Genomic DNA, 24,408 nt, shown 5'->3' with positions numbered 1-24,408 from the left:
ATTGCCCGAAAGCGCCAGAACCCTTCTTCCGTCATGCCGGACTTGATCCGGCATCCAACCACGGCGCGTCTGCGCCGTGAAAGTCTCTCTCGCGATCAAGGACTTGATCGCGCTGGACCCCGGATCAAGTCCGGGGCGACGGAGTGGGGATGCAACAACATTGCCAAACGTCATTCTCACGAGGGCGTCTCCCTCCATGTTTTACCGGGATAGCGGCTCCCTGCTCAAGCCCTTTTCAGCGAGCTGCCGTTCATAATCGGCAAACAGCGCCTCACCGGTCTCGCCCAGTTCCTTGAGGTATCTCCAGGTAAAGATGCCGCTGTCGTGGCCGTCGTCGAAAACGATGCGCACGGCGTAGTTGCCGGTCGCGACCATCGAGCGGATGGCGACATTGCGCTTGCCGGGAACGGTGACCTTCTGCCCCGGCCCGTGGCCCTGCACTTCCGCCGAGGGCGAAAGCACCCGCAGCATCTCGGCGTCAAGCCGGTAGGCGCTGCCGTCATCGAAGGAAACGGTCAGTTGCCGCCGGTCTTTCGACACTAGCAGCTCAGTCGGCCAGGCATCACTCATTTTTCACTTCCGCAAGCTCGTCATATGCGTCAGAATTACGGACTTGCCTCACGATAGGCAAGCCACTACATCACCGTGTGTGCCAGGGGCATCGCGCAATGAGGATGGAGACGTGAACAGTTTCCCCGGATCGCTTGAAAGAGCGCAATCCCTGACGGAAAACAACGCACCGATGGTCGACCCCTTCGGTCGGGCGATAAGCTATCTGCGCGTTTCGGTGACCGACCGCTGCGATTTCCGCTGCACCTATTGCATGTCCGAACACATGACTTTCCTGCCGAAGAAGGACCTTCTGACACTGGAGGAACTCGACCGGCTCTGTTCCCTCTTCATCACAAGGGGCGTGCGCAAGCTAAGGCTTACCGGCGGCGAACCGCTGGTGCGCAAGAACATCATGTCGCTGGTGAGGAACCTCGGCCGCCATCTGCGCACTGGCGCGCTGGACGAACTGACGCTAACCACCAACGGCTCGCAGCTTGCCAAATTCGCCGGGGAACTCGCCGATTGCGGCGTCAGGCGCATCAACGTCTCGCTCGACACGCTGGATGCTGACAAATTCCGCCAGATCACCCGCTGGGGCGATCTCGACCGTGTGATGGAAGGGCTGGACGCCGCACAGGCCGCCGGCATCAAGATCAAGCTCAACGCCGTGGCGCTGAAGGATTTCAACGAGACGGAAATTGCCGAGCTCATGCGTTTTGCCCATGGTCGCGGCATGGATCTGACGGTCATCGAAACCATGCCGATGGGCGAGATAGAGGAAGACCGGACAGACCGTTATCTGCCGCTCTCCAAGCTGCGCGCCGATCTGGAGCAAAGCTTCACGTTCATCGACAGCGACTACCAGACCGGCGGCCCCGCCCGTTACGTCACGGTCAGGGAAACGGGCGGCAGGCTGGGTTTCATCACGCCGATGACCCATAATTTCTGCGAAAGCTGCAACCGCGTCCGCCTCACCTGCACCGGCACGCTTTATATGTGCCTCGGCCAGGATGATGCGGCCGACCTGCGCACCGCGCTGCGCGCTTCCGACAGCGACGCCTATCTTTCCAGCGCCATAGACGAGGCCATTCTGCGCAAGCCGAAGGGTCATGATTTCATCATCGACCGCACGCATAAGCGCCCCGCCGTCGCCCGCCATATGAGCGTGACCGGCGGCTGAGCCTGTTTCTCCTTCCCCCACCCATATAAGCGGTTGAATTACCGGCCTCACCGTGTCACGTCTCTTGGCATGGAGGAATGCGCAGTTGCGCCCGGCGGGCAGCCCTTGAGAGGCAATCGGGGCAAGATTGCGTATGGTCTGGGATCATATGGAATGGCATTGACGGATAATACGCGCGGCGCCCTCTTGATGGCGCTCGCCATGGCAAGCTTCACGGCCAACGACGCGCTGACGAAATCCGTCACCCCCTACATCAACACCGGCCAGATCATGTTCGTGCGCGGCATCATGACGGTGGTGCTGATCTATATCGCCGCACGGCATTTCGGCGCGCTCCGGCCCCTGAAAACCCTGCTCCGGCCCATCATCATCCTGCGCTGTCTCTGCGAGGTGACAGCGGCCGTTCTCTATCTGACGGCGCTCGGCCTCATCGAATTTTCCAACGCCTCGGCCATATTGCAGTCCCTGCCGCTGATCGTGACGCTGGGTGCCGCACTCTTCCTGCGCGAACCGGTCGGCTGGCGGCGCTGGGCGGCGATCATCACCGGTTTCATCGGCGTGCTCATCATCATCAGGCCCGGCCCGGAAGGCTTCACGTCAGGCGCCCTGCTGGTCGTCGCCTCGCTGGCCGTTACCGCCGCACGCGATCTTCTGACCCGGAAAATGTATGCCGATGTGCCCTCGCTCGCCATCACCGTCATTACCGCCTTCGTCAACATGGCGGTGGGTGGCCTGCTGATCCAACCTTTCGGCGGCTGGCAGCCGATGAACTTCATGATCCTGTCGCATCTTGCCGGGTCCGCCATTCTGGTGCTGGTCGGCTATCAGGCGATCATTCTGGCAATGCGAACCGGCGAAATCTCCTTCGTCGCGCCGTTCCGTTACACCAGCCTGCTCTGGGGTTTCATGATCGGCGTGTTCTTCTTCAATGAAAAGATCGACAGTTTCACCATCGTCGGCGCCATGATCGTCATCGGTTCGGGTCTCTACACCTTCTACCGCGAAAGCCTGCGCAAGCGTTCGCAGATGGCCAAGCGCGCCGCCGCGACGCCCACGGCCGCAACCACGGTGCGGCCGGCTTCCGTAACGAAAACTGCCGTTACGGAAGAGGCGGGAGAGTGACATGAACAACGGCCGTTTTCTTGACCGGACCACCCCGCCCCACATCATCACGCTGGTCGTCATCGCCGGCGTCGCAGCGCTGTGCATGAATGTGTTCCTGCCCTCGCTTGCGGCCATGGCGCTTTATTTCGAGATCGATTACGCGGTCATGCAATTTGCCGTATCCGGCTATCTCGCCGCCACCGCCTGCCTGCAGCTCATCATCGGCCCGCTATCCGATCTCTTCGGACGCCGCCCGGTCATGCTCGCCAGCATCGCGATCATGATCGTCGCCACCCTCGTCTGCATGCTGGCGCCCAATATTACCGTCTTCATGATCGGGCGCGTGGCGCAGGCGGCCGTCGTTTCCGGTTTCGTGCTCGCCCGGGCCATCGTGCGCGACATGGTACCAATGGAACAGGCGGCGTCGATGATCGGCTATGTCACCATGGGTATGTCGGTGGTGCCGATGGTCGGCCCGACGGTTGGCGGCCTGCTCAACGACATTTCCGGCTGGCAGTCGAGCTTCGCGCTTCTCGCCCTCCTCGGCGTCGGCATTCTGGCGCTCGCCTGGTTTGATCTCGGCGAAACCAACCACAACAGATCGGCAAGCTTTTCGCAGCAGTTCCATGCCTGGCCCGAGCTTCTGCGCTCGCCGCTGTTCTGGGGTTATGCGCTGACCTCGACCTTCTCGTCCGGCATGTTCTTTTCCTTCCTCGGCGGCGCGCCCTTCGTCGGCAGCGTGCTTTATGGCCTTGCGCCGGCCATGCTCGGCCTGCAATTCTTCTTCATGGCCAGCGGTTACATGCTCGGCAACTTCGTCTCCGGCCGTTATGCCAGCCAGATCGGCATCACCCGCATGATGCTGTCGGGCAATGTCATCGCCATTGCCGGCATCGTCACGGCCATTGTGCTGATCTCCACGGGGGCGGAAAGCCCCTATGCGTTTTTCGTGCCGCTCGCCCTCATCGGTGTCGGAAACGGTGTTACCCTGCCGAGCGCCAATGCCGGCATGGTCAGCGTCCAGCCGCATCTGGCTGGCTCGGCATCCGGTCTCGGCGGCGCCATGACCATTGGCGGCGGCGCAGTGCTTTCGGTACTCGCCTCCTCGGTCCTGTCCAGGGAGGACGGAACCTGGCCGCTCCTTATCGTGATGCTGGCGACCGGCCTTGTCGCCCTCCTCACCACCTATGTCGTAAGGCTGCAGGAGAAGCGGCAATGACCGCCCCTTCCAGAATACCCGGTCTCGTGCTCGCCGGCGGCCTGTCGCGGCGCATGGGCACCAACAAGGCGATGGTGATGCTGGGCGAAACACCGCTGCTTTCCCACGTCGTGCGCCGCATCACACCGCAGGTCTGCGACATCACCATCAATGCGGCAAATGGCTGGGCCGAAAGCTTCGGCCTGCCCGTGCTGCCAGACACCGTAAGCGGCCACGCCGGACCGCTGGCCGGCGTTCTCGCCGGCATGCGCCGTTTCCAAAAGCACGAAGCCGGAGGAAGCCATTTCCTGACGGTGCCCGCCGACAGCCCTTTTTTCCCCGATGATCTCGTGGCCCGCCTTAGCGAACACATATCGGACAATGCGATCGTCATCGCCGCCTCCAGCGGCCAGCTTCATCCGGTTTTCGCGCTCTGGCCCGTGGCGCTTGCCGATGATCTGGAAGATTGGCTGAAAAACGATGCGAACCGGCGGATCCGCGCCTATCTGGCACGACACGTCACCATTGGCATTGCCTTTCCGCCGCTGGAAACCGCAAAGGGCAGCCTCGACCCTTTCTTCAACATCAACACGCCGGATGAACTGGCCCTGGCGCGAAGCCATCTGGAGAGCCTCGCGACATGACGGCACAAAAGGTCTTCGGCATTGCCGGCTGGAAAAACTCGGGCAAGACCGGCCTTGCGGTGCGCATCGTCACCGAGCTGACGGCCCGGGGCTACCGTGTCTCCACCATCAAGCACGCCCATCATGATTTCGATATCGACAAGGTCGGCGCCGATAGCTGGCGTCACCGGCAGGCGGGCGCCCATGAGGTCACCATCGTCTCCGGTACCCGCTTCGCCATCATGCATGAGTTGCGCGGCGAACCGGAACCGTCTTTCGAGGACATCCTCTCCCGCCTCGCCCCCTGCGATCTCGTGCTGATCGAAGGTTATAAATACGAGCCGGTGCCGAAGATCGAGGCGCGCCGGCTGGAGGCGGCGAAGACCGAACAGCTAGCGCCGCTCGATCCGCATATCATCGCCATTGCCGCCGATCATGAGGTGACGGACACCGCCCTTCCTGTCTTCGATCTCGACGATACCGGCGCGATTGCCGACTTCATCGAGAAGACGGTGGGGTTGGTGAGGGTAAACCAAGGATAGCGTTTTAGGCGCTTCGGCTGCATCCCCACATCCGTCATACCGGCCTTGAGCCGGTATCCAGCCAGCCCAAGTCCTTGGGCTGAAAGGACTCCTCGCGCCGCGCAGACGCGCCTCGGCTGGATGCCGGATCAAGTCCGGCATGACGGAGGAGAAGTGGCATGAAGCCGACGCAAGCTCCCATGATCCCTCACCCCAAAAATGAAAAAGCCGGGCTCTAGACCCGGCTTCATCAATCCTTGAGACGCAATACCTATTCAAGGAAACTGGAGGGGTTCACCGGCGTCGCATCCTTGCGAACTTCGAAGTGAACCTGCGGACGCTTGGCGCTGCCCGTCATGCCCGATGTAGCGATCGTCTGTCCGCGCTGCACCTTCTGGCCGCGCTGCACGTCGAGATTGGCGGCGTTGCCGTAAACGGTGACCTTGCCGTCGTCGTGGCGGACGAGAACCGTGTTGCCGAGCTGCTTCAGCCCGTTGCCCGCATAGATGACCACGCCGTTTTCGGCTGCCTTGATCGGCGTGCCCTCGGGAACCGAGATGTTGATGCCATCGTTGCGGCTGCCTTCGACATTGTCGCCGAAATTGTTGATGACAGCGCCGCGGACCGGCCAGCGATATTTGCCGATGCCCGTGGATTCCGGTGCGACGGAAGCCATGTCAGACTTCTTCTCGATATCGCTGACGCTTGCCGTGGCGGCGGGCGCCGACGGTGCGGTTGCGGCAGCAGCAGGCGCCTTGTAAGGCTCCGGCTTGGCGGATGCGGTTTCGACTGCCTTTGCCGCTTCCTTGGCGGGAACGGAGGCCGTCTTGATGCCGTCGGTGCCGGCGCCCGGCATGGCAAGCGTCTGGCCGACACGGATGCTCTCGTTGGAAATGCCGTTGGCGGCTTTCAGTGCGGCAACCGATACGCCGTTTTCACGGGCGATTTTCGCCAGGCTGTCGCCCGGCTGAACCTTGTAGCCACCGCTTGGCGGCAAGGGCTTGCCACCGGGAGGCGTGAGCTTGCCGGCATCAGAGGAAACCTTGTCCCGGGCCGCCGCCTGCGACGGCAGCACGGCCACATTCCCCTCGGGGCTGCGCAGCGGTGTCGGCTGGTCGCCATTGCGGTTGAGCGCGATGTTGCCCGCCGCATCCTTGGCGGCGTTGCGAACCTGACCGAATTTCGGAATGAGGATCGACTGGCCGGCCTGCGCCGAAGAGGCTGTCTTCAGACCATTGACCCGCAGCAGTTCCTTTTCAGGAACGCCGTAGCGATTGGACAGGGTCGTGATGCTTTCACCGGGACGCAGCGTCACCGAGGAAGCGCCGTCCGTATGCCAGCCATTCTTGTCGGAGCGGACGGTTGCAGTGGTGAGATTGTCGGCGACGGGAGCGGCGGCCTGCTGTGCGGGCGCTGCAAGAGAGGGTGCGGCCTGCCGCTGTGCGGATGGGAAAGGCTGGGCCATGGCTTCGTTGCGCGTCGCCGGATCGCGGCTCGCCACCGCCGTCGGCGCCGACAGTTCGGAGCGCTGCACCGGAGAGGCCGAAGCCGAACGGGCTGTGGAAGGCTGAACGTTGCCGCCGTAACCGCCGGAAGGCGGATAGGAATTGGCCGCCATGTTCTGGTTGGCGTAGCCGCCCTGCGGCGCGGCAGAGGCGTAACCGCCATTCATGTCGCCCTGCGGAACAGGGGCCTGCCCGTAAGCACCGCCACCCTGCCGGGTTGGAATTGACGCCGTCGTCATCTGATCCGGTCCACTGGAAAAGAGGCCGCTGAACCGCGTTGCATCCGAGCTACAGCCCGTTGCGACGCTTGCCAGCAATGCCGCTGCGAACATTTTTGCGACTGATTTTCCGATTTTAGACGAATGTCTCATACGCATGACTCGATCTACACTGACGCCAACCCGCCGCATCGACATGCGATCCGGCACAAATTTCACTTCTTGCAAGGCCCATTTCCCGATCCCGGGAAAACCATGCGTCGATGTTTATGATTAAAGCGCGTTAGTGTTACCACGCCGTTAAAACGTTAAGCCGTTTGGCGCTTTTTTGACACTTCGATAACCATGACGAAAACGGGATGCGTCATGTTGGGACAATAATGATATTGAAAATCAGATAGTTGCGATAATTTAGAACTTTCGAAGACAAAAATGGAACGTCTTCAAAATTTTCATTTTGTCACAAATGACGCGCAATATGGGTGCTGAGCGGCAGATAGGGCGCTTCGAACAGTTCTTCCTTCTCGAAGCGGCTGCCGGTCTTGGAAAAGCGGGTCATCACGCAACGGTCGTCTTCAAGGATGATCGGCGCGATCATCATGCCGCCGGAGACGATCTGTTCGGCGAAAAAGCGGGGCATGGTGGTGAAGGCGGCCGTGGAGACGATGCGGTCGAAGGTGCCCTCGCCGACAAGCCCGTTGCTGCCATCCGCCTGGCGGATCACGACATTGCGGATGGAAAGATCATCCAGACAGTTCTGCGCCTGCTGCACCAGCGTCCTGTAACGCTCCAGCGAAAAGACGCGCTCCACCCGGCGCGCGATGATCGCCGTCATGAAACCGCTGCCGGTGCCGATTTCCAGCACGCGCTGGCCCGGCTTCAATTGCAGGCGGGCAAGGATTTTCACCGCCATGTCGGCGCCTTCCATGAAGGCGCCGCAGTCGATCGGGATCGTCCGGCTGGAATAGGCGTCGGCAGCAAATTGCGGCGGCACGAATTTGGAACGCGGCGTCTGCTCGACGGCCGTCAAAAGGTCAAGATCGGAAATCCCCTCGCCCCGCAGACGCAGAACGAGAGCGGCAAAACCTTCCTTTTCGACCATGGCAGATTTCAATCGGCGACTCCGAATCCAAGCGCTTGCGCAACTCGATCCTTGACCGTGTAATCCGTCAGGTCAAGCTTTAGCGGCGTGACCGAGATTTTGCCGTGCTTCAAAGCGTGGATATCCGTGCCTTCGCGGAAGGTGCCGAGACGTTCGCCGAAACGCAGCCAGTAATAGGGGAAACCACGGCCGTCCTGGCGCTCTTCCACCGTCAGGCCGAAATCGAGCTTGCCCTGCCCGGTCACGGACACGCCCTGCACATCCTTGGGCGCGCAATTGGGGAAATTGAGATTGAGGAAAGTGCCATCAGGCAGATCCACATTCATCAGCTTGCGCAACAGATCCGGCGCATAGGTCTCGGTGACTTCCCACGGCACAACCCGGCCTTCGGCATGGCTGAAAGCCTGGCTGAGCGCAAAGGACCGCACGCCCTGCAGCGTGCCTTCAATGGCACCCGCAATGGTGCCGGAATAGGTGACGTCATCGGCCATGTTGGCGCCGGCATTGACGCCGGAGAGCACGAGATCCGGCTTTTCCGGCAGGACTTCGCGAATGCCCATGATGACGCAATCGGTCGGCGTGCCGCGCAGCGCAAAATGCTTGTCGGAAATCTTGCGCAGCCGCAGCGGTTCGGAAAGCGTCAGCGAATGGGCAAGCCCGCTCTGGTCGGTCTCAGGGGCGACGATCCAGACATCGTCCGAAAGCGTCCGGGCGATTCGCTCCAGCACGGCCAGACCTTCGGCGTGAATACCGTCGTCATTCGTCAGCAAAATCCGCATGTTCATCTCTCCGCTGCCATGTCCCCGTTTGAGGACACTATGATTTCTCCCAAGGGCGCATCCCCACTACCGTCATTCCGGCCTTGAGCCGGAATCCAGTCGACGCGCGTCCGCGCGGCGGGAAGACTGCTTTCAGCCCAAGGACTTGGGCTGGCTGGATTCCGGCTCAAGACCGGAATGACTGAAGCGCAAAGAACGCCCTAACCTCAGGCTGCCTTCTCGATGCGCGTCAGACCGCCCATATAGGGCAGCAGCACCTCTGGAATTGTGACGGAACCGTCCTCATTGAGATAATTTTCGAGAACCGCGATCAGGCAGCGACCGACGGCCGTGCCGGAACCGTTCAGCGTGTGCACGAACTTCGTGGCCTTGTCGTCCTTGCCGCGATAACGGGCATTCATGCGCCGCGCCTGGAAATCACCGCAGACGGAGCAGGACGAGATTTCACGATAGGTGTTCTGGCCAGGCAGCCAGACTTCCAGATCATACGTCTTGCGCGCGCCAAAGCCCATATCACCCGTGCACAGCGTCATGGTGCGGAAATGCAGGCCAAGGCGCTTCAGCACCTCTTCGGCGCAGGCCGTCATGCGCTCATGCTCGGCGACAGCGCTTTCCGCATCGGTAATGGAGACAAGCTCGCACTTCCAGAACTGGTGCTGGCGCAGCATGCCGCGCGTATCACGGCCGGCGGAGCCCGCTTCCGAACGGAAGGACGGGGTGAGCGCGGTGAAGCGCAGCGGCAGTTTCTCCTGCTCGAGGATTTCACCCGAAACGAGGTTGGTCAGCGTCACTTCCGCCGTCGGAATCAGCCAGCGGCCATCCGTGGTCTTGAACAGGTCCTCGGAGAACTTCGGCAATTGCCCGGTCCCGAACATCGCCTCGTCACGCACCATCAGCGGCGAGGAGACTTCCGTATAGCCATGTTCCGAGGTGTGCAGATCGATCATGAACTGGCCGAGCGCCCGTTCCAGACGCGCCAGCTGACTGGTCAAAACGGTGAAGCGCGAGCCGGAAAGCTTGGCCGCCCGCTCGAAATCCATGTAGCCGAGCGCCTCGCCGATCTCGAAATGCTCCTTGGCCTCATGGTTCCAGCCGGGCTTCTGGCCGACGACGCGGGCCACCACATTGTCATGTTCGTCCTTGCCGTCAGGCACATCGTCGAAGGGCATGTTCGGCAGGCGCGACAGGGCGTCGTTCAGCTCGGCGGTGACCTTGCGGTCCTCCTCCTCGGCGCGTGGCATGTTGTCCTTGATGTCGGCGACTTCGGCTTTGAGCTTTTCTGCAAGCTCCATGTTCTTCTGCGCCATGGCGGCGCCGATTTCCTTGGAGGCGGCATTGCGGCGTGACTGCATGTCCTGCAGGGACTGGATGACGGAACGGCGCTTCTCATCGAGAGCGATCAGGCCGCTGGCGGTCGGCTCGACGCCACGCCGTGCAAGAGCCGCATCAAAGGCTTCGGGGTTTTCGCGTATCCATTTAATGTCGTGCATCGTCGTTCCAGACTGTTGTTGGCCGCCCGCGTTTTATCAGCAAAACGCCGGGCGAAGGGCCCGGCGCGAGGAAATTAAATGAGCGGGAAGACCGTGGCGAAGCGTCAGGTCTCTTCCAGCTCCGTGCTTTTGGATTCCGCCGCACGTTTCCTCTCCACGAGTCGAGCCATGTAGATGGAAATCTCGTAGAGAATGATCGCAGGCAGCGCAAGACCGATCTGGGACATGGGGTCTGGCGGCGTCAGCACGGCCGCGACCACGAAAGCCATGACGATGGCGAACTTGCGCTTCTCGCGCAGCCAGTCGCTGGTCAGAAGTCCGACGCGGGCGAGAAGCGTGGTGACGACAGGCAGCTGGAACACCAGACCGAAGGAGAGGACCAGCGTCATGATGAGGCTCAGATACTCCGACACCTTCGGCATCAGGGAAATCGCCACCTCGCCATCCTCAGGCAATTGCTGCATGGCGAGGAAGAACCACATGACCATGGGCGTGAAAAAGAAATAGACGAGCGCCGCACCGATGAGGAAGAGGATCGGCGAAGCGATCAGAAACGGCAGGAAAGCGGCGCGTTCGTTCTTGTAGAGACCGGGGGCGACAAACTTGTAGAGCTGCGAGGCAATCACCGGAAAGGAGATGACCATGGCGCCGAACATCGCGACCTTGATCTGCGTGAAGAAGAATTCCTGCGGCGCGGTATAGATCAGCGACGATTTCGTGACATCGAGCCCCGCCCAGAGCACGGCCCATTTATAGGGAATGACCAGCAGGTTGAAGAGATGTTTGGCAACGGCGAAACAGGCGATGAAGGCGACGAAAAATGCGCCGAGCGACCAGATCAGCCGCGTGCGCAACTCCATGAGATGCTCGATCAGCGGCTGCGGCTTATCCTCGATGTCCCCGCTCATGCTTCATCCTTTTTGGGCTTTGCAGCCTTTGTTCTCGCCGATTTGGCCGGCTTGGCTTCCGCCACCGCCTTCTCAGCCGCCGCTTTCTTGACGGCAGCCTTCTTGGCGACAGCCTTCACGGTAGGTTTCGACACAGCAGTTTCTTCTAACGCTTCGGCAGACTTGCTGCGGACGGTGCGTTTCGGCTTGGCGGCCACCGTTTCGGCTTCGACGGTCGCAACCGATTTCGCCCGCGCCCGTTTCGGCTTGTCTTCCGCAGCGGCAACCGCAGTGACCGGCGCGGAGACAGCAGACGCGGAGCCCACGGCAGGCGGCGCATCCGGAAGCTTCATCTCCGGCTCGGGCACGCTGACCAGCGGCGCCACCGGCTCGCTCGTTGCAGGCGCTGGTGTCGACGACAGGGAATCAGGTGCAGCCGTCGCCTTCTGGAGATCGGACTTGATCTCGTTTCCGAGCTGGCGAAGTGGGTTCATCGCATCGCGCAGCGAATTGGTCGGATTGAGATTGCGGACATCGGAGATCGTCTGCCGCACATCGTCCATATCAGCCTCTTTCAAGGCCTCGTCGAACTGGGTGCGGAAGTCTCCCGCCATCTTGCGAAGGCCCGCCATCGTCTTGCCGAAGGCGCGGATCATGGGCGGCAAGTCCTTCGGCCCGACGACCACGATCAGCACGACCGCAATCACCAGAAGCTCGCTCCAGCCGATATCTAACATCAATATGCTCCCGAGACCCTAACGCCAGTCTCACACCAAGCGGCACAGGCCGCTTACTTGATCTCGTCAGCCTTGTGGTCGACGGTCTTGGCAGTGGTATTGGCATCGGCCGCCGGCGGAGGCGTTGCGTCATCGTCGGACATGCCCTTCTTGAAGCTCTTGATGCCCTTCGCGACATCACCCATCAGTTCCGGGATCTTGCCGCGTCCGAAGAGGACGAGAACGATCACCAGAACGATGAGCCAATGCCACACACTAAAAGAACCCATAACTAAAACTCCTGAATTTCGCTTTCAGACGATGTAAGATGTTTGAAAGGCTTTTTCAAACAACAAATCGTCGCTTCAACGGGGAGTGAACATAAAGTTTTTGCGTCTTGTCGCCGGCGAGACGATCAATCATTCTTCGCCGTCGCCGCCACTGGGCGCAAGCAGGCCCAATTCTTCCAGATCGAGCTGCGTGATCGGGTCTTCGTCTTCACGCAATTCGTCGCTCATCATCGGCAGGGGCACGCCGAAATTGGATGGAATTCGGCCAGAAAGCAGCCCTGCACCCTTCAGTTCCTCAAGGCCGGGCAAGTCTCGCAACTCCTCAAGTCCGAAATGATCGAGAAACTCAACCGTGGTGCCGATCGTCACCGGCCTGCCCGGCGTGCGCCTGCGGCCCCTGAAACGCACCCACCCCGCTTCCATCAGCACGTCAAGCGTGCCGCGCGAGGTCTGTACGCCGCGAATTTCCTCGATTTCGGCGCGTGTCACCGGTTGATGATACGCTATGATCGCCAGAACTTCCAGCGCCGCGCGCGAGAGCTTCTTCGGCTCCTTCTCTTCCGAGCGGATGACGAAGGAAAGATCGCCCGCCGTGCGGAACGCCCATTGCCCGCCCACCTGCACGAGATTGACGCCGCGCTCGATATAAGCGGCCTTCAGCCGATGCAGGATGGCGACGACATCCATGCCGCGCGGCAGCCGCTCGGCAATGAAGGCGACCGAAACCGGCTCGGCGGAGGCAAAGACCAGTGCCTCGGCGATCCGCTCGGCTTCCTTCAGCTGACGTTCGGAAAATACGGTGGGTTCGATTTCCACCCCATCTGCCACAATGGCGGCTTCGCCGGTCTCGTCGTCATTCGTCATTGTCAGTCCTTTCGGCATTCACCGCGCGATCGTCTCTCTCGCTCCTGCGCATATAGATGGGCTGGAAGGCGCCCTCCTGGCGGATTTGCAGCGACCCCTCGCGCACCAGCTCCAGCGAGGCGGCAAAGGCGCTGGCGATCGCCGTCACCCGCATGGCGGGGTCGGGCACATATTGCAGCAGATATTGGTCGAGCACGGTCCATTCACCGACATCGCCGAGCAGGCTGTTGAGAAGTTCCCGTGCTTCCACCAGCGACCAGACCTGCCGTTTTTCAATCGTCACCTGGGTGATGGCCTGCCTTTGCCGCAGATTGGCATAGGCGCTCAGGAGATCGTAGAGGTTTGCCTCGTAAGCCGAGCGGTTGATATGCGGAATATGCTCCGGCGCGCCACGGGCGAAGATATCGCGGCCGAGATGGGCGCGGTTGACAAGCCTTTCGGCCGCCTCGCGCATCGCTTCCAGGCGTTTCAGCCGGAAGGCCAGCGTCGCGGCCATTTCCTCACCCGAGGGACCGTCATCCTTGGATTGCTGCGGAATGAGGAGCTTGGATTTGAGAAAGGCGAGCCAAGCCGCCATCACCAGATAGTCGGCCGCAAGCTCGATGCGCACGCGGCGCGCGCTTTCCACGAATTGAAGATATTGCTCGGCAAGCGCCAGCACCGAAATGCGCGACAGATCGACCTTCTGCGTGCGGGCAAGGTGCAGCAGAAGATCAAGCGGGCCTTCGAAACCCGCGACATCGATGACCAGCCCGGCCTCGCCCGTCAGCCGCTCCGGCGTGCCATCCTGCCAGAGCTTGTCCATAGGCGTCGAATTGCGAGACTTGTCTGCGGCCATTGTTCCATCCGCCGGGCGTCCGGCCTGTCGTCCCGATTACGAGGCCGCCGCCCGATTGTCAGGAAACGGCCCACATGGCGTTGAATTCGACTCTCAGTTCAGCTTCGTCGGAGGCATCCGCGGCGGGAAAACCCGCTTCCACGGCCCGCACCCGCTCCAGCGAACGGCCGGAAAGAACGGGAACCTCCTTCACGACCTCCAGCATTTCACCCATCACGCCGTTGCAATGCAAGACTATATCGCAGCCACCGGTAACAATATTCGCAGCGCGCTCGCCCAGCGTGCCCTTCAGCGCATTCATGGAACTGTCGTCGGACATCAGCAGCCCATCAAAGCCGATGCGGCCGCGAATGATCTCTTCGATCACCTTCGGCGAGGTCGTTGCCGGTCTCTCCCGGTCGACGGCGTTGAAGACCAGATGCGCGCTCATCGCCATCAATTCACGGTTCAGCGCCCGGAACGGTACGAAATCATGGCCGTCCAGCTCATCGAGCGGCACATCGACCACGGGCAGTTCATGGTGCGAATCCACCATGCCGCGGCCATGCCCCGGCATATGTTTCATCACCGGCAGCATGCCGCCAGCCTTCAGGCCGTCGGCCGCTGCCTGTCCCATCTCGGCCACCATGGTCGGCGCATAGCCATAGGCGCGGTTGCCGATGACGTTGCTTGCACCTTCCACCGGCACGTCGAGCACCGGCAGGCAATCGACATTGATGCCGAATTTCATGAGGTCGAAGGCATGCAGGCGCGACATCAGCCAGGCAGCCCGCAGGCCTTCCTCGTGGTCGCGCTCGTAAATTTCACCGAGAATGCGGGCATTCGGATAGGCCTGCAGGATCGGCGGCTTGATGCGCTGCACCCGCCCGCCTTCCTGATCGATCAGAACCGGGGCGTCGGGCCGCCCGACGGCATCGCGCATGGAGGCGACGAGATCGGTGATCTGCTGCGCATCACCGATATTGCGCCCGAACAGGATGAAACCCCACGGCTGCTGGTCACGGTAAAGGGCAATCTCGTCGGCGGAAAGCGTCAAGCCGCCGCATCCGAGGATCATAGCTTTGCAATCGGTCATGATGTCAGCCTGTTACAGAATGGAAGGAAAGAAAGCCTCAATAAGTCTCGACCTTTGGAGGGGACGGCGACGTTTGACGCCCGTCACCCCGGACTAGATCCGGGGTCCAGCGCGATCAAGTCCTTGATCGCGAGAGACTCTTCTCACGGCGCAGACGCGCCGTGGCTGGATGCCGGATCAAGTCCGGCATGACGGCAAAGGAAACACCGTTCACGTGACGGTCGTTACATCGGGGACTTGCGGCCCCGATGCTCCCGATCAGCGCGCCACCAGGCAGCTGCCGCCGGCCGAGCGGAACTTTTCGCACAGCGCCACGGCTTCGTTCTTGTCACCCGCCGGGATACGGACGCGGTAGAATGTGCCCTTGCCGGCGATTTCGGCGGCCTTGATGTCGACGCCACGTCCACCGATGACCGAGCCGAACTTGGCCGACATGTTCTGGTAGGACTTCTGGGCCTCCGCCTGGCTCGGCAGGGACGCGATCTGGATGTAGTAACCACCGGCAGAAGGAGTGCTTGTCGTTGCTGCGGCTGTCTGCTGCTGTGCGGCCGGCGGCTGGGCCGGGGCGGTGGCGGCGGGACGAACATTGCCCTGGTTGGTGACGGTTGCCACGACATTGGATGGCTGCGAGGACGGACGCGCCGAAGGAAGCGGTGCTGCCGTCTGCGAGGCGGGTGTGGCCGGCGTGTGAGCCTGCGGCTGTGCGGCGGCCTGTTCCGGCGCAACCGGAACACGCGAAGCGGCGATGACGGCGGGAGCGCCCTCACCCGGCTTGGCGGTCTGGGGCGCGGCAAGCTCCGCGACCTTGTCGGCCTTCGGCGGCTGGGCTGCCGGTGCATCGACTTCCTGGGCGACCAGCGTGCCATCAGGCTTGACGATCATGGTGCGGACCTTGCGTGGTGAAACGCCGGTTGCACCCGCACCTTCATTCTGCGCGGCCTTTTCTTCCGGCGAAAGCAGGCGCGGATCTTCCGTCTCGCCAACCGGCGTGCCGGCGGCTGCTTCCATATCGGCGTCGTTTTCACCTTCCAGCGGCAGCTGTTCGGGGATCAGCGTACGCTGAACCACATCGACCGGCTGCTCGCTGCTGGAGATCAGCGCGGGCTGCTTCGGATCGGCAGCACTGCCGCCGGCCACGCGGTCATAAACCGCCTTGTCCTGATTGGGCACGACGCGACCGCCCGGATTTTCCGGCACGACCTTCATCGGATCATTATCGGCGGAGATGATGACCGGTGCACCATTGGAACCCGTGCTGGACGAACCGCCTGATATCAGCGCGTAAACGCCGCCACCGACAAGCACCAGACCGATTGCGGCCGCAACCGGCATGATCCAGCGGCGACCGCCGCGTTCATCCTCATCGCGATAGGCCGCCTGATGATTGACATAGGTGTTTTCGGCATCACGCGGATTGCCGCGCGAAGCCGCTGCCTCCTGCATGGAGCGACGGAAATCCTCTTCCAGCGCCCGCTCGAACTCATCGGCTTCTTCCGGAGCCTGAGCGGCGGCGCGCGCCTGCGGGGCGGCACCCCGGTTTTCCGCATGTTTGTGACGGTCAAGGCCACCAGCGACTGCCGGGGCGAACAGCGTCGCAAGCTCGGTATCGATATCGAGGTCTTCCTCGTGGCGTCGAGCAACCGGCTTGGCTTCGAAAACGCCGACGGGCAGTTCAGGCACGTCCATCTCGACGATGGTTTCCGGATGTTCTTCCGTCTCGCCGATCTGCGAAGGATCGAAAGGCAGGCTTTCCAGAGTCTGCGGCACAACCGGCTGCGGCGCAGGCGCGGCCGGACGCGGCTGAACGGGCGCAGCTGCCGCAATCGGCGCAGCGACAGGCGCAACGCGCGGCTGAGGCGCGGGCTGTTCCCTCACCGGCTGAGGTGCGGCGGCAGCGACCACGGGAGCAACCGGCTGCTGGCGAACGGGTTGCGGCGCGGGTGCCGGTGCGACCTCGGCTTCGGCAATTTCCGAAAGGTCGAGATCAAGATCGAGATCGTCAAGCGCAAGCTCGAAATCATCGTCGTTGAAGCCTGCAAAATCGCTGAAATCCGGCTCCTGAGCAGGGACAGCGGGGGCAACGGGCGTTGTCCGCACGGGCGTCGCAGCAACTTGCGGCTCCACCCTTGCAGCCTGAACGGCGGGTGCGGCCTGAACGACCGGCGCAGACTGGACAACGGGTTCTTCGCCACGGCCAGGAATGGAATATTTCGCCACGTCGTAGATCAGCTCGTCCATCGGCGACAGATTGGTCGCAACAGGCTTCTGAACGACCGGAGGCGTTACAGCCTGCGCTGCGGGCACGAAGGCTTCAGCGACCGGAGGCATAAATGCCGGCGCTGTCTCTTCCGCCTGAATGACGGCAGGTGCCGGTACTGGCTCGACCTGCGGCTCGATTCGGGCTGCGGGCTGCTGTTCAGACCTTGGCTCGACCCGCCGCGGATCAACAGCCGAAACATCGCGACGCGCGCCGAAATTGGCAAGCGGCAGGCGCAGGCTGGAAAACTCCAGCGAAGAACGGCCGCCCTGCGAAGGCGGACGCACGGAAACGGGTGCGGGCGCTTCCTCGGCAACCGCGATCTCCACCTCATCGGCAAGATCAAAGGCCTGAGGCTCCGGCGCGTAACCATGCGAAGAAGGAATGTTGCTGGAAACGTCGGCCGCAAGTTCCGGCATGGCGTGCCATTCGGGCTGGGCTGGCTCAATGGCCTGCGGCTCTTCCCATGCCAGTTGTTGGGCGGCCTGCTGGTAAACCACCGGCTCGGCAGCACGCGGCTGGCGCGAATGCACATCAAAAACTTCTGCAACCGCGCCGGCATCGTCACGGAAATCCGCTCGAATGTCCTGCGTCGAGGTTTCGACGTAATTGTGGATATAGGCCTGATCGACCTCCGGAAGCGGCTCTTCCGTGACCTCGGGTGCAACCTCGTAGGCTGGCATCGGCTCCGGCGCATACCGGGCCTCGACCTGCGGCTCGGCCGCGGGAGAAAGCTCCGGCTCGCGGCGGGCGAAGACCTGCTCGACACGCTGCATGAAGTCGTTGGGGTGGATGCCGGCACGAACATCGTTTGCCGGATCAAGAACGACCGGATCGGCATGCGGCGCGTCGTAAACCTCGAATTCCCTCAGAAGCTCATCTTCGAGATTGAATTCGGGCTCGCGGCGGGTAGCCGATGGCGCAGCCTCGGAACCCGCATGCGAAGGACGATCTTCGAAGCCGACGATACGCGCCAGTTCTGCCAGAGGATCGTTGTCAGCGAAGCCTTCGGACCGGGCGTCCCGGTTATACGCGACATTTTTTTCGACCATTACGTGTTCCACCATCTACGCATTGCAGCTCTTGCCAGCGTATTGTGAGCAAATAATGGTGATATGTTATCGCATCTCGTCAGGTGCGTCCGCTCCTAAAAGCGTAAGGCCAGACTTCAAAACATTTGCGACAGCATTCACCAGCCCAAGTCTGGCAATGCTCAATTCTCGGTTTTTATCGTTAATAAAACGTAATTCCTGATGGTCTTTACCCTTGTTCCAGTGTCCATGGAAGGAACTGGCGAGATCATAGAGGTAAAAAGCAAGCCGGTGCGGCTCATGCGAAAGGGCAGCGGATTCGATCAGACGCGGATATTCGGCGAGTTTTGCAATCAGCTGCAACTCGTTGATATCGCTGATCAAAGCAACAGATGCCGCCATCTCTTCCGCAGAGGGAGCAAGCCCCGGAAACGCTTCCTGCGCCTGCCGGAAGATCGACATTGAGCGGGCATGCGCATATTGCACGTAAAAGACCGGATTATCCTTCGATTGTTCGGTCACTTTTGCGAAATCGAAGTCCAGCGGCTCGGAATTCTTCCGATAAAGCATCATGAATCGCACCGGATCGCGACCCACTTCGTCGACAACATCGCGCAGCGTGACGAAATCACCGGAGCGTTTCGACATCTTCACCGGCTCACCGTCGCGGTAGAGCTTGACGAGCTGGCACAGAAGAACCGTCAGCTTCGACTTGCCTTCCGAGACGGCGCGCGCGACGGCTTCCAGACGCTTGACGTAACCGCCATGGTCGGCGCCGAGCACATAGATCATCTCGGAAAAACCGCGATCGAACTTGTTCTTGAAATAGGCAACGTCGGCGGCGAAATAGGTGTAGGAACCGTCAGACTTCATCAGCGCGCGGTCCATGTCATCGCCCACTTCGGTGGAACGGAACAGCGTCTGCTCGCGGTCTTCCCAGTCTTCCGGCAATTCGCCCTTCGGCGGCGGCAGGGTGCCTTTGTAGACATGGCCCTTGAAGGTCAGATCATTGATGGCCGAGAGGATCGGCCCGCCATTGCCCTCATGCAGCGTGCGCTCCGAGAAGAACACGTCATGCTTGACGTTCAGCGTTTCCAGATCTTCGCGGATCATCGCCATCATTGCAGCGATCGCCTTGTCCTTGACGATCGGCATCCACTTTTCCTCGGGCATGGCGCGCAGCTTGATGCCATATTCATCCGCCAGCGCCTGACCGACGGGAACGAGGTAATCGCCGGGATAAAAACCCGATGGAATGGCGCCGATATCTTCGCCGAGTGCTTCGCGGTAACGCAGGAAGACGGAACGCGCCAGGACGTCGATCTGCGATCCGGCATCGTTGATGTAATATTCCTTGGTCACGCCGTAGCCGGCAAAGCCAAGCAGGTTCGCCAGCGTGTCACCCACCACGGCACCGCGGCAATGGCCGACATGCATCGGGCCGGTCGGATTGGCGGAGACATATTCGACGTTGATCTTCTGACCGGCACCGATCTGCGAGCGGCCAAAATCGATGCCCTGCCCGATCATGTCGGCAAGAAGACGCTGCCAGTAACCGACGGATACCTTGAGGTTGATGAAGCCGGGACCGGCGACATTGACGCTGTCGACATCGCCATCCGCCTGAAGTGCCGGCACGATGAGTTCGGCCAGCGCCCGGGGATTGGTGCCAAGCGGCTTCGCCAGCACCATGGCGGCATTGGTTGCGACATCGCCATGGCTCAGATCGCGCGGGGATTCGACGGTAATTCGACTGAAATCGACCTTCTCGCGGTTCTCTTTCACGAGATCGAGGGTCTCGAGCGCGTTTTTGATCCTGGTATCGAAATCGGCAAAAATGTTCATCGTTCCAACCTGCGCGAAGGGCTTCTGTTTATGTCCGGCCATCATAACCGGGTTGGCTTCGCGATCGCCCGCTGCCCTATCGCAAATCGGGGGTGTGGTCAAACAGCCGCTGGTGGGCGCGCAGTGCATAACTGTCGGTCATGCCCGCCAGATAATCGCCCACATGCCGGGCTTTTGCGGCCACGCTCATGCCGGAAATGCTGTCCACCCAGTAGTGGCTCTGCATCTCCGCCGGCGTCTCCATATAACGGTGGAAAAGATCGGTGACGATCTGCGTGGCGCCGGCGCGGATGCGCATGATCTCCGGATGCCGGTATATATGACCGAACAGCAGCTTCTTGATCTGCCGGTCGGTCTCGGCCATCTCAGGCGAGAAGGTCGCAACGGTGAAATCGGCAGCGCGGATATCCGCCGCACTCTTCGGCTTCAGACGGGCCAGATTCTGCTGCGCAACGCCAATCACATCCTCGACCATATGGGTGATCTGCCGGCGCATGATTTCATTGGCGAAGCGCTCCTTGTCGAGCACGGGATATTTCGCCCGCACCTCGGCCATCAGCTTGCTGAGGAACGGCACCTCCTCCAGCATGTCGAAGGTAAGATAACCCGCGCGCAACCCGTCATCTATATCGTGGGTATTATAGGCGATGTCATCGGCAATCGCCGCCATCTGCGCCTCGAGGCTGGCATAGCTGCCGATCTCCAGATCCTGCAGCTCGCAATATTCGAGAATGGGCAGCGGAACCGGGCCCTTGATGCCCTCGCCCACGGCGTTGATGAGCGGGCCATTATGCTTGACGAGGCCCTCCAGTGTCTCCCATGTCAGGTTGATGCCGTCATATTCAGCGTAGCGACGCTCCAGCTTGGTGACGATGCGCAGCGACTGCGCATTGTGGTCAAAACCGCCATAGGGCAACAGCACCGCGTCCAGCGCATCCTCGCCGGTATGGCCGAAAGGCGTGTGGCCGAAATCATGCACCAGCGCCACGCCTTCGGCCAGATCTTCGTCGAGCTTCAGCGCCCGCGCCAACGCCCGGGCGATCTGCGCGACCTCGATGGTGTGGGTAAGACGCGTACGGTAGTGGTCGCCATCCGGGCTGATGAAAACCTGTGTCTTGTGTTTCAGCCGGCGAAACGCCGTTGTGTGGACGATGCGGTCCCGGTCGCGCTGGAATTCCGAACGCGTCAGGCTTCCCTCTTCGGCAAAAAGACGCCCGCGCGTGGTCCATGGATCTGAGGCGAAAACCGCCCTCTCGCCACTTCCGAAACCCAATGCGCGCTGGTCTATGATCATGCATCCACCTGTACTGTTCTCTGGCCGTGACTTCCTTTTAGCCTCAGCCATTGACCTTTTCATCCCCCTTCATACCTATCGCAGAGGTCGGCGCAAAGCATCATCGCGGCAAAGGCCGTTGTGGACATCGCTATAGACCGTTTATTTGACTGGTTTATAATAGCGACGACAAATCTATTGCTCTCCGGTTCTTGACCCCGGCACGAGGAACGACATGGAAAACAGCGACATTACACTTTCGGAAGCCGCAGCAAAGCGAATCGCCCAGATCGTGGCGGCGGATGCGGGCAAGCAGGCACTGCGCGTTTCGGTGGAAGGCGGCGGCTGCTCGGGCTTCTCCTACAAGTTCGATCTGGCGGAAGACCCCGCCGATGACGACATCGTGATTGCGCGCGGCGACGCCAAGGTGCTGATCGACAGCATGTCGGTCATCTACATGGCAGGCTCCGAAATCGACTTCGTCGACAACCTGCTCGGCCAGTCCTTCCAGATCAAGAACCCGAATGCGGTCGCAAGCTGCGGCTGCGGCACCAGCTTCTCGATCTGAGTGGGAAACAACGGCGTGCGATCCGTACGCCACCGCCAAGCTTTGAACTAGCTCGCATCTCTCTCCGCCCTCATTCCTGTGCTTGTCACAGGAATCCAGCTGGCGCGCGTCTGCGCGGCGAGAGAGTCCTTTTCAGCCCAAGGACTTGGGCTGACTGGATTCCTGTGACAAGCACAGGAATGAGGGCTTGGGGACGCAGCAGTGCATCCACGGGTGTTGATCTACCCTGCCCCGGGCTTCTTTCCACCACATCCGCACCGCCACTTTCCAAAAACGGTGGCAATCGCTTTTGCATCGGGTAAAAGTACCCTCACAAAAGGGAAACTCCGATGAAGATTGCCACCTGGAACATCAATGGCGTCAAGGCGCGTATCGAAAACCTCTGCCAGTGGCTGAAGGATTCATCGCCGGACATCGTCTGCCTTCAGGAAATCAAATCCGTCGATGAGGGCTTTCCCCGCCTTGAGATCGAGGCTCTCGGCTATCATGTCGAGACACATGGTCAGAAGGGCTTCAACGGCGTCGCCCTGCTCTCGAAGATGAGGCCGGACGAGATCAATCGCGGCCTGCCGGGAGACGATGCCGACGAACAGGCGCGTTTCATCGAGGGCGTTTTTTCCGTCGATGGCGGCGCGATCCGGGTCTGCTCGCTTTACCTGCCGAACGGCAATCCGCCGGATGATCCGGTCAAATATCCCTACAAGCTTGCCTGGATGGAACGGCTGCGCCGCTTTGCCGAAGACCGCCTCGCGCTGGAAGAGCCGCTCATTCTGGCCGGTGACTACAACGTCATCCCCGAACCCTTCGATTGCCACGACCCACGCGTGTGGGAAGGTGACGCCCTGTTCCTGCCGCAGACCCGTTCGGCCTTCCGCAAGCTGGAAAATCTCGGCTTCACCGATGCCGCACGCGCGACGACGGATCAGCCCGGACTTTATTCCTTCTGGGATTATCAGGCCGGCGCATGGCCGAAAAACAACGGCATCCGCATCGACCACCTGATGTTGTCGGCGGAAGCGGCCGACCGTCTGCAATCGGTCAACATCGAAAAACATGTGCGGGCATGGGAAAAACCGTCCGACCACGTACCGGTCTGCGGTTATTTCGATTTCAGCCCGGTCGGCTGACCGGCTCTCGACAGGCGGCTGAGTTCGCCCCAGCCGCAGGCGGCATCAACTCAATCGGGATCGTCGATCCGCATGTTCTGCGCCATTGCGATGGCCGCGCGGCGGTCGTTTTCGCCTGAGAGCGAAAACGCCTGTTCCTGAAGGCTCTGGATCCAGGTGCAATCCACCGCCGTGCACTTGTCCAGCGCGGCCGTCATGAAAGCGAGCCCCTGCGTCGTCTGGCCTTCCTGGAAGAGCAGATTGCCGAAAATCGACATGGCGCCGGCATGGCCGTGCTTGCGCGCTTGGTTGAGCCACTTCTTGGCCTGCTGCACATCCGCCCGGCCACCCTCGCCGGCAAGGATCATTTCCGCCAGACGGAACTGGGCCTCAGCCACGCCAAAGGTGGAAGCCACCTGAAAATAAAGCTGGCGAGCCTGTGAAAGGTCCATCTTCACCGGGCTGCCGGGAATGCCGTGCCGGTAATAATCTGCAAGAGAAAGAAGCGCGTTGACGAAAAAGCCGGTATCCTCGGAGCCCGGCTCGACGCCCTGGCTGGCAATTTCGCTGTAAATCTTGAAGGCTTCGAAGTCGTTCTTGGCAACGCCATCGCCGAAAGCGTACATATTGGCAAGCGCCCAGCGTGAGCCGGTATGGCCCTTTTCGGCCGCGTAGCGATAGGCCTCGACGGCTTCGCCCTTGTTGCCGTTCTTGTAGGCCTTGAAGCCGAACTTGAACAGGTCGAAGGGGCCGGATTCCTTGGTTACGCCGGCATTGATGTCAAAAGCCGCGGCAGGCATTGCGAGCGACGCAAGCAACATGCCCATAAGGAGCGGCTTTAAAACGTTGGCTTCACATTTCAGCATTTCGGCGAACTTCTCTCACTCTTCCCGGCATATAGCCAATACTTGCGGAATACTGCAAAGCCGAACCCCGCCGGGTCGCGATTTTTCGAACACACTGCGTCTTTCCGGCAGCACTTTCCAGCGCACCGCCGGTGGTCTCATGCGGTAATTGCTCAAAATTTTCAGTGAGACAGATATAGGCATAATTTCCGGCAATATAACGGCGTTTCACCGCCTGCCGGTCAGCGCCAAACAAGAAAGCCGGACGAAGTTCCCGTATTACTTGCTTAAACCCTGAATCCAAACCCGTTTTCACTTTTTGCAATTCCAGAGATCCACATCAAACGCCTGCATGTTCTTCCATTCCCGCGTCCATAAACATAAGCCAAGCACTCTGTTTGTGGCGGGAAATGGACGGATATGCCCACATTCCAACGCGTCCCCACGCTTGCAGAAAAGTGTTGCCAAATCGTCACAAAACTTTCGGGCTAGAAAATTTTATCGAGAAAGAATCACAGTCGAAAACGAAAAAAGGCCCGGT

General features: G+C 60.8%; 23 protein-coding genes. 7 read left to right on the top strand and 16 right to left on the bottom strand.

Features of this window, described 5'->3' with window-relative positions; translation table 11 throughout:
- Positions 1-201 precede the first annotated feature (201 nt).
- Entirely contained in the window at positions 202-570 is a 369-nt protein-coding gene (locus tag G3A56_RS02680; RefSeq protein WP_082184345.1) for a gamma-butyrobetaine hydroxylase family protein, read from the bottom strand.
- Positions 571-682: 112 nt separating this feature from the next.
- Between G3A56_RS02680 and moaA the strand changes: the two genes are divergently transcribed.
- From moaA to mobB, 5 genes are all read left to right on the top strand, one after another.
- Positions 683-1,732, top strand: a complete 1,050-nt coding sequence (moaA, locus tag G3A56_RS02675) for a GTP 3',8-cyclase MoaA (RefSeq protein ID WP_082184346.1) — start codon at positions 683-685, stop codon at positions 1,730-1,732.
- Between the two features lie 153 nt (positions 1,733-1,885).
- Positions 1,886-2,854, top strand: coding sequence for a DMT family transporter (locus tag G3A56_RS02670; RefSeq protein ID WP_082184347.1), 969 nt, complete (start codon positions 1,886-1,888; stop codon positions 2,852-2,854).
- A gap of 1 nt (position 2,855) precedes the next feature.
- Entirely contained in the window at positions 2,856-4,055 is a 1,200-nt protein-coding gene (locus tag G3A56_RS02665) for a multidrug effflux MFS transporter (protein ID WP_082184348.1), read from the top strand.
- Positions 4,052-4,678, top strand: a complete 627-nt coding sequence (gene mobA, locus G3A56_RS02660) for a molybdenum cofactor guanylyltransferase MobA (RefSeq protein WP_082184349.1) — start codon at positions 4,052-4,054, stop codon at positions 4,676-4,678. Before G3A56_RS02665 ends, mobA begins: the two co-directional genes overlap by 4 nt.
- Entirely contained in the window at positions 4,675-5,199 is a 525-nt protein-coding gene (gene mobB / locus G3A56_RS02655) for a molybdopterin-guanine dinucleotide biosynthesis protein B (protein WP_082184350.1), read from the top strand. Before mobA ends, mobB begins: the two co-directional genes overlap by 4 nt.
- Positions 5,200-5,449: 250 nt before the next feature.
- Here mobB and G3A56_RS02650 read toward each other — a convergent pair whose 3' ends face one another.
- The 13 genes from G3A56_RS02650 to G3A56_RS02590 form a co-directional block, all read right to left on the bottom strand.
- Positions 5,450-7,015, bottom strand: coding sequence for a LysM peptidoglycan-binding domain-containing M23 family metallopeptidase (locus G3A56_RS02650; protein WP_164056159.1), 1,566 nt, complete (start codon positions 7,013-7,015; stop codon positions 5,450-5,452).
- A 346-nt stretch (positions 7,016-7,361) separates the two neighbouring features.
- A complete protein-coding gene (locus G3A56_RS02645; RefSeq protein ID WP_167373900.1) occupies positions 7,362-8,015 on the bottom strand; it encodes a protein-L-isoaspartate(D-aspartate) O-methyltransferase in 654 nt (217 codons plus the stop codon).
- Entirely contained in the window at positions 8,012-8,782 is a 771-nt protein-coding gene (gene surE / locus G3A56_RS02640) for a 5'/3'-nucleotidase SurE (RefSeq protein ID WP_003495666.1), read from the bottom strand. Before surE ends, G3A56_RS02645 begins: the two co-directional genes overlap by 4 nt.
- 206 nt (positions 8,783-8,988) lie before the next feature.
- Complete coding sequence (gene serS, locus G3A56_RS02635; protein WP_082184352.1) at positions 8,989-10,272, bottom strand: serine--tRNA ligase; 1,284 nt, start codon at positions 10,270-10,272, stop codon at positions 8,989-8,991.
- Between the two features lie 104 nt (positions 10,273-10,376).
- Positions 10,377-11,180: a twin-arginine translocase subunit TatC gene (tatC, locus tag G3A56_RS02630; RefSeq protein WP_003495662.1), complete on the bottom strand. Its 804-nt coding sequence runs from the start codon at positions 11,178-11,180 to the stop codon at positions 10,377-10,379.
- Positions 11,177-11,896 carry a Sec-independent protein translocase protein TatB gene (gene tatB, locus G3A56_RS02625; RefSeq protein WP_082184353.1) on the bottom strand — a complete coding sequence of 240 codons (720 nt, stop codon included), beginning with the start codon at positions 11,894-11,896 and terminating at the stop codon, positions 11,177-11,179. Before tatB ends, tatC begins: the two co-directional genes overlap by 4 nt.
- A gap of 53 nt (positions 11,897-11,949) precedes the next feature.
- The gene (locus G3A56_RS02620; RefSeq protein WP_035223099.1) at positions 11,950-12,165 is read right to left on the bottom strand and encodes a twin-arginine translocase TatA/TatE family subunit; all 216 of its coding nucleotides are present in this window, start codon (positions 12,163-12,165) and stop codon (positions 11,950-11,952) included.
- A gap of 129 nt (positions 12,166-12,294) precedes the next feature.
- Positions 12,295-13,029, bottom strand: coding sequence for an SMC-Scp complex subunit ScpB (scpB, locus tag G3A56_RS02615; RefSeq protein ID WP_137037732.1), 735 nt, complete (start codon positions 13,027-13,029; stop codon positions 12,295-12,297).
- Positions 13,019-13,867, bottom strand: a complete 849-nt coding sequence (locus G3A56_RS02610) for a segregation and condensation protein A (RefSeq protein WP_035242442.1) — start codon at positions 13,865-13,867, stop codon at positions 13,019-13,021. Before G3A56_RS02610 ends, scpB begins: the two co-directional genes overlap by 11 nt.
- A gap of 58 nt (positions 13,868-13,925) precedes the next feature.
- Positions 13,926-14,942, bottom strand: coding sequence for a beta-N-acetylhexosaminidase (gene nagZ / locus G3A56_RS02605; RefSeq protein WP_082184354.1), 1,017 nt, complete (start codon positions 14,940-14,942; stop codon positions 13,926-13,928).
- Between the two features lie 258 nt (positions 14,943-15,200).
- On the bottom strand, positions 15,201-18,251 hold the full coding sequence (locus G3A56_RS02600; protein ID WP_082184355.1) for an SPOR domain-containing protein: 3,051 nt from the start codon (positions 18,249-18,251) through the stop codon (positions 15,201-15,203).
- A 66-nt stretch (positions 18,252-18,317) separates the two neighbouring features.
- Positions 18,318-20,075: an arginine--tRNA ligase gene (argS, locus tag G3A56_RS02595; RefSeq protein WP_082184705.1), complete on the bottom strand. Its 1,758-nt coding sequence runs from the start codon at positions 20,073-20,075 to the stop codon at positions 18,318-18,320.
- Between the two features lie 76 nt (positions 20,076-20,151).
- Positions 20,152-21,369 carry a deoxyguanosinetriphosphate triphosphohydrolase gene (locus G3A56_RS02590; RefSeq protein WP_082184356.1) on the bottom strand — a complete coding sequence of 406 codons (1,218 nt, stop codon included), beginning with the start codon at positions 21,367-21,369 and terminating at the stop codon, positions 20,152-20,154.
- Between the two features lie 214 nt (positions 21,370-21,583).
- On the opposite strand from G3A56_RS02590, the gene erpA reads away from it, so the two are divergent.
- Complete coding sequence (erpA, locus tag G3A56_RS02585; protein WP_035223088.1) at positions 21,584-21,916, top strand: iron-sulfur cluster insertion protein ErpA; 333 nt, start codon at positions 21,584-21,586, stop codon at positions 21,914-21,916.
- 329 nt (positions 21,917-22,245) lie between these two features.
- On the top strand, positions 22,246-23,043 hold the full coding sequence (gene xth / locus G3A56_RS02580) for an exodeoxyribonuclease III (RefSeq protein WP_082184358.1): 798 nt from the start codon (positions 22,246-22,248) through the stop codon (positions 23,041-23,043).
- Between the two features lie 50 nt (positions 23,044-23,093).
- On the opposite strand, the gene exoR is transcribed toward xth, so the two are convergent.
- Positions 23,094-23,888, bottom strand: coding sequence for an exopolysaccharide production regulator ExoR (gene exoR, locus G3A56_RS02575; protein WP_035242437.1), 795 nt, complete (start codon positions 23,886-23,888; stop codon positions 23,094-23,096).
- Entirely contained in the window at positions 23,875-24,183 is a 309-nt protein-coding gene (locus G3A56_RS02570; RefSeq protein ID WP_246231267.1) for a hypothetical protein, read from the bottom strand. The genes exoR and G3A56_RS02570 overlap by 14 nt, the downstream gene beginning before the upstream one ends.
- Positions 24,184-24,408 lie beyond the last annotated feature (225 nt).

Origin of the sequence: Rhizobium oryzihabitans, assembly GCF_010669145.1 — a bacterium.
Lineage (GTDB): Bacteria > Pseudomonadota > Alphaproteobacteria > Rhizobiales > Rhizobiaceae > Agrobacterium > Agrobacterium oryzihabitans.
This window is presented reverse-complemented; position numbering and strand designations above follow the sequence as displayed.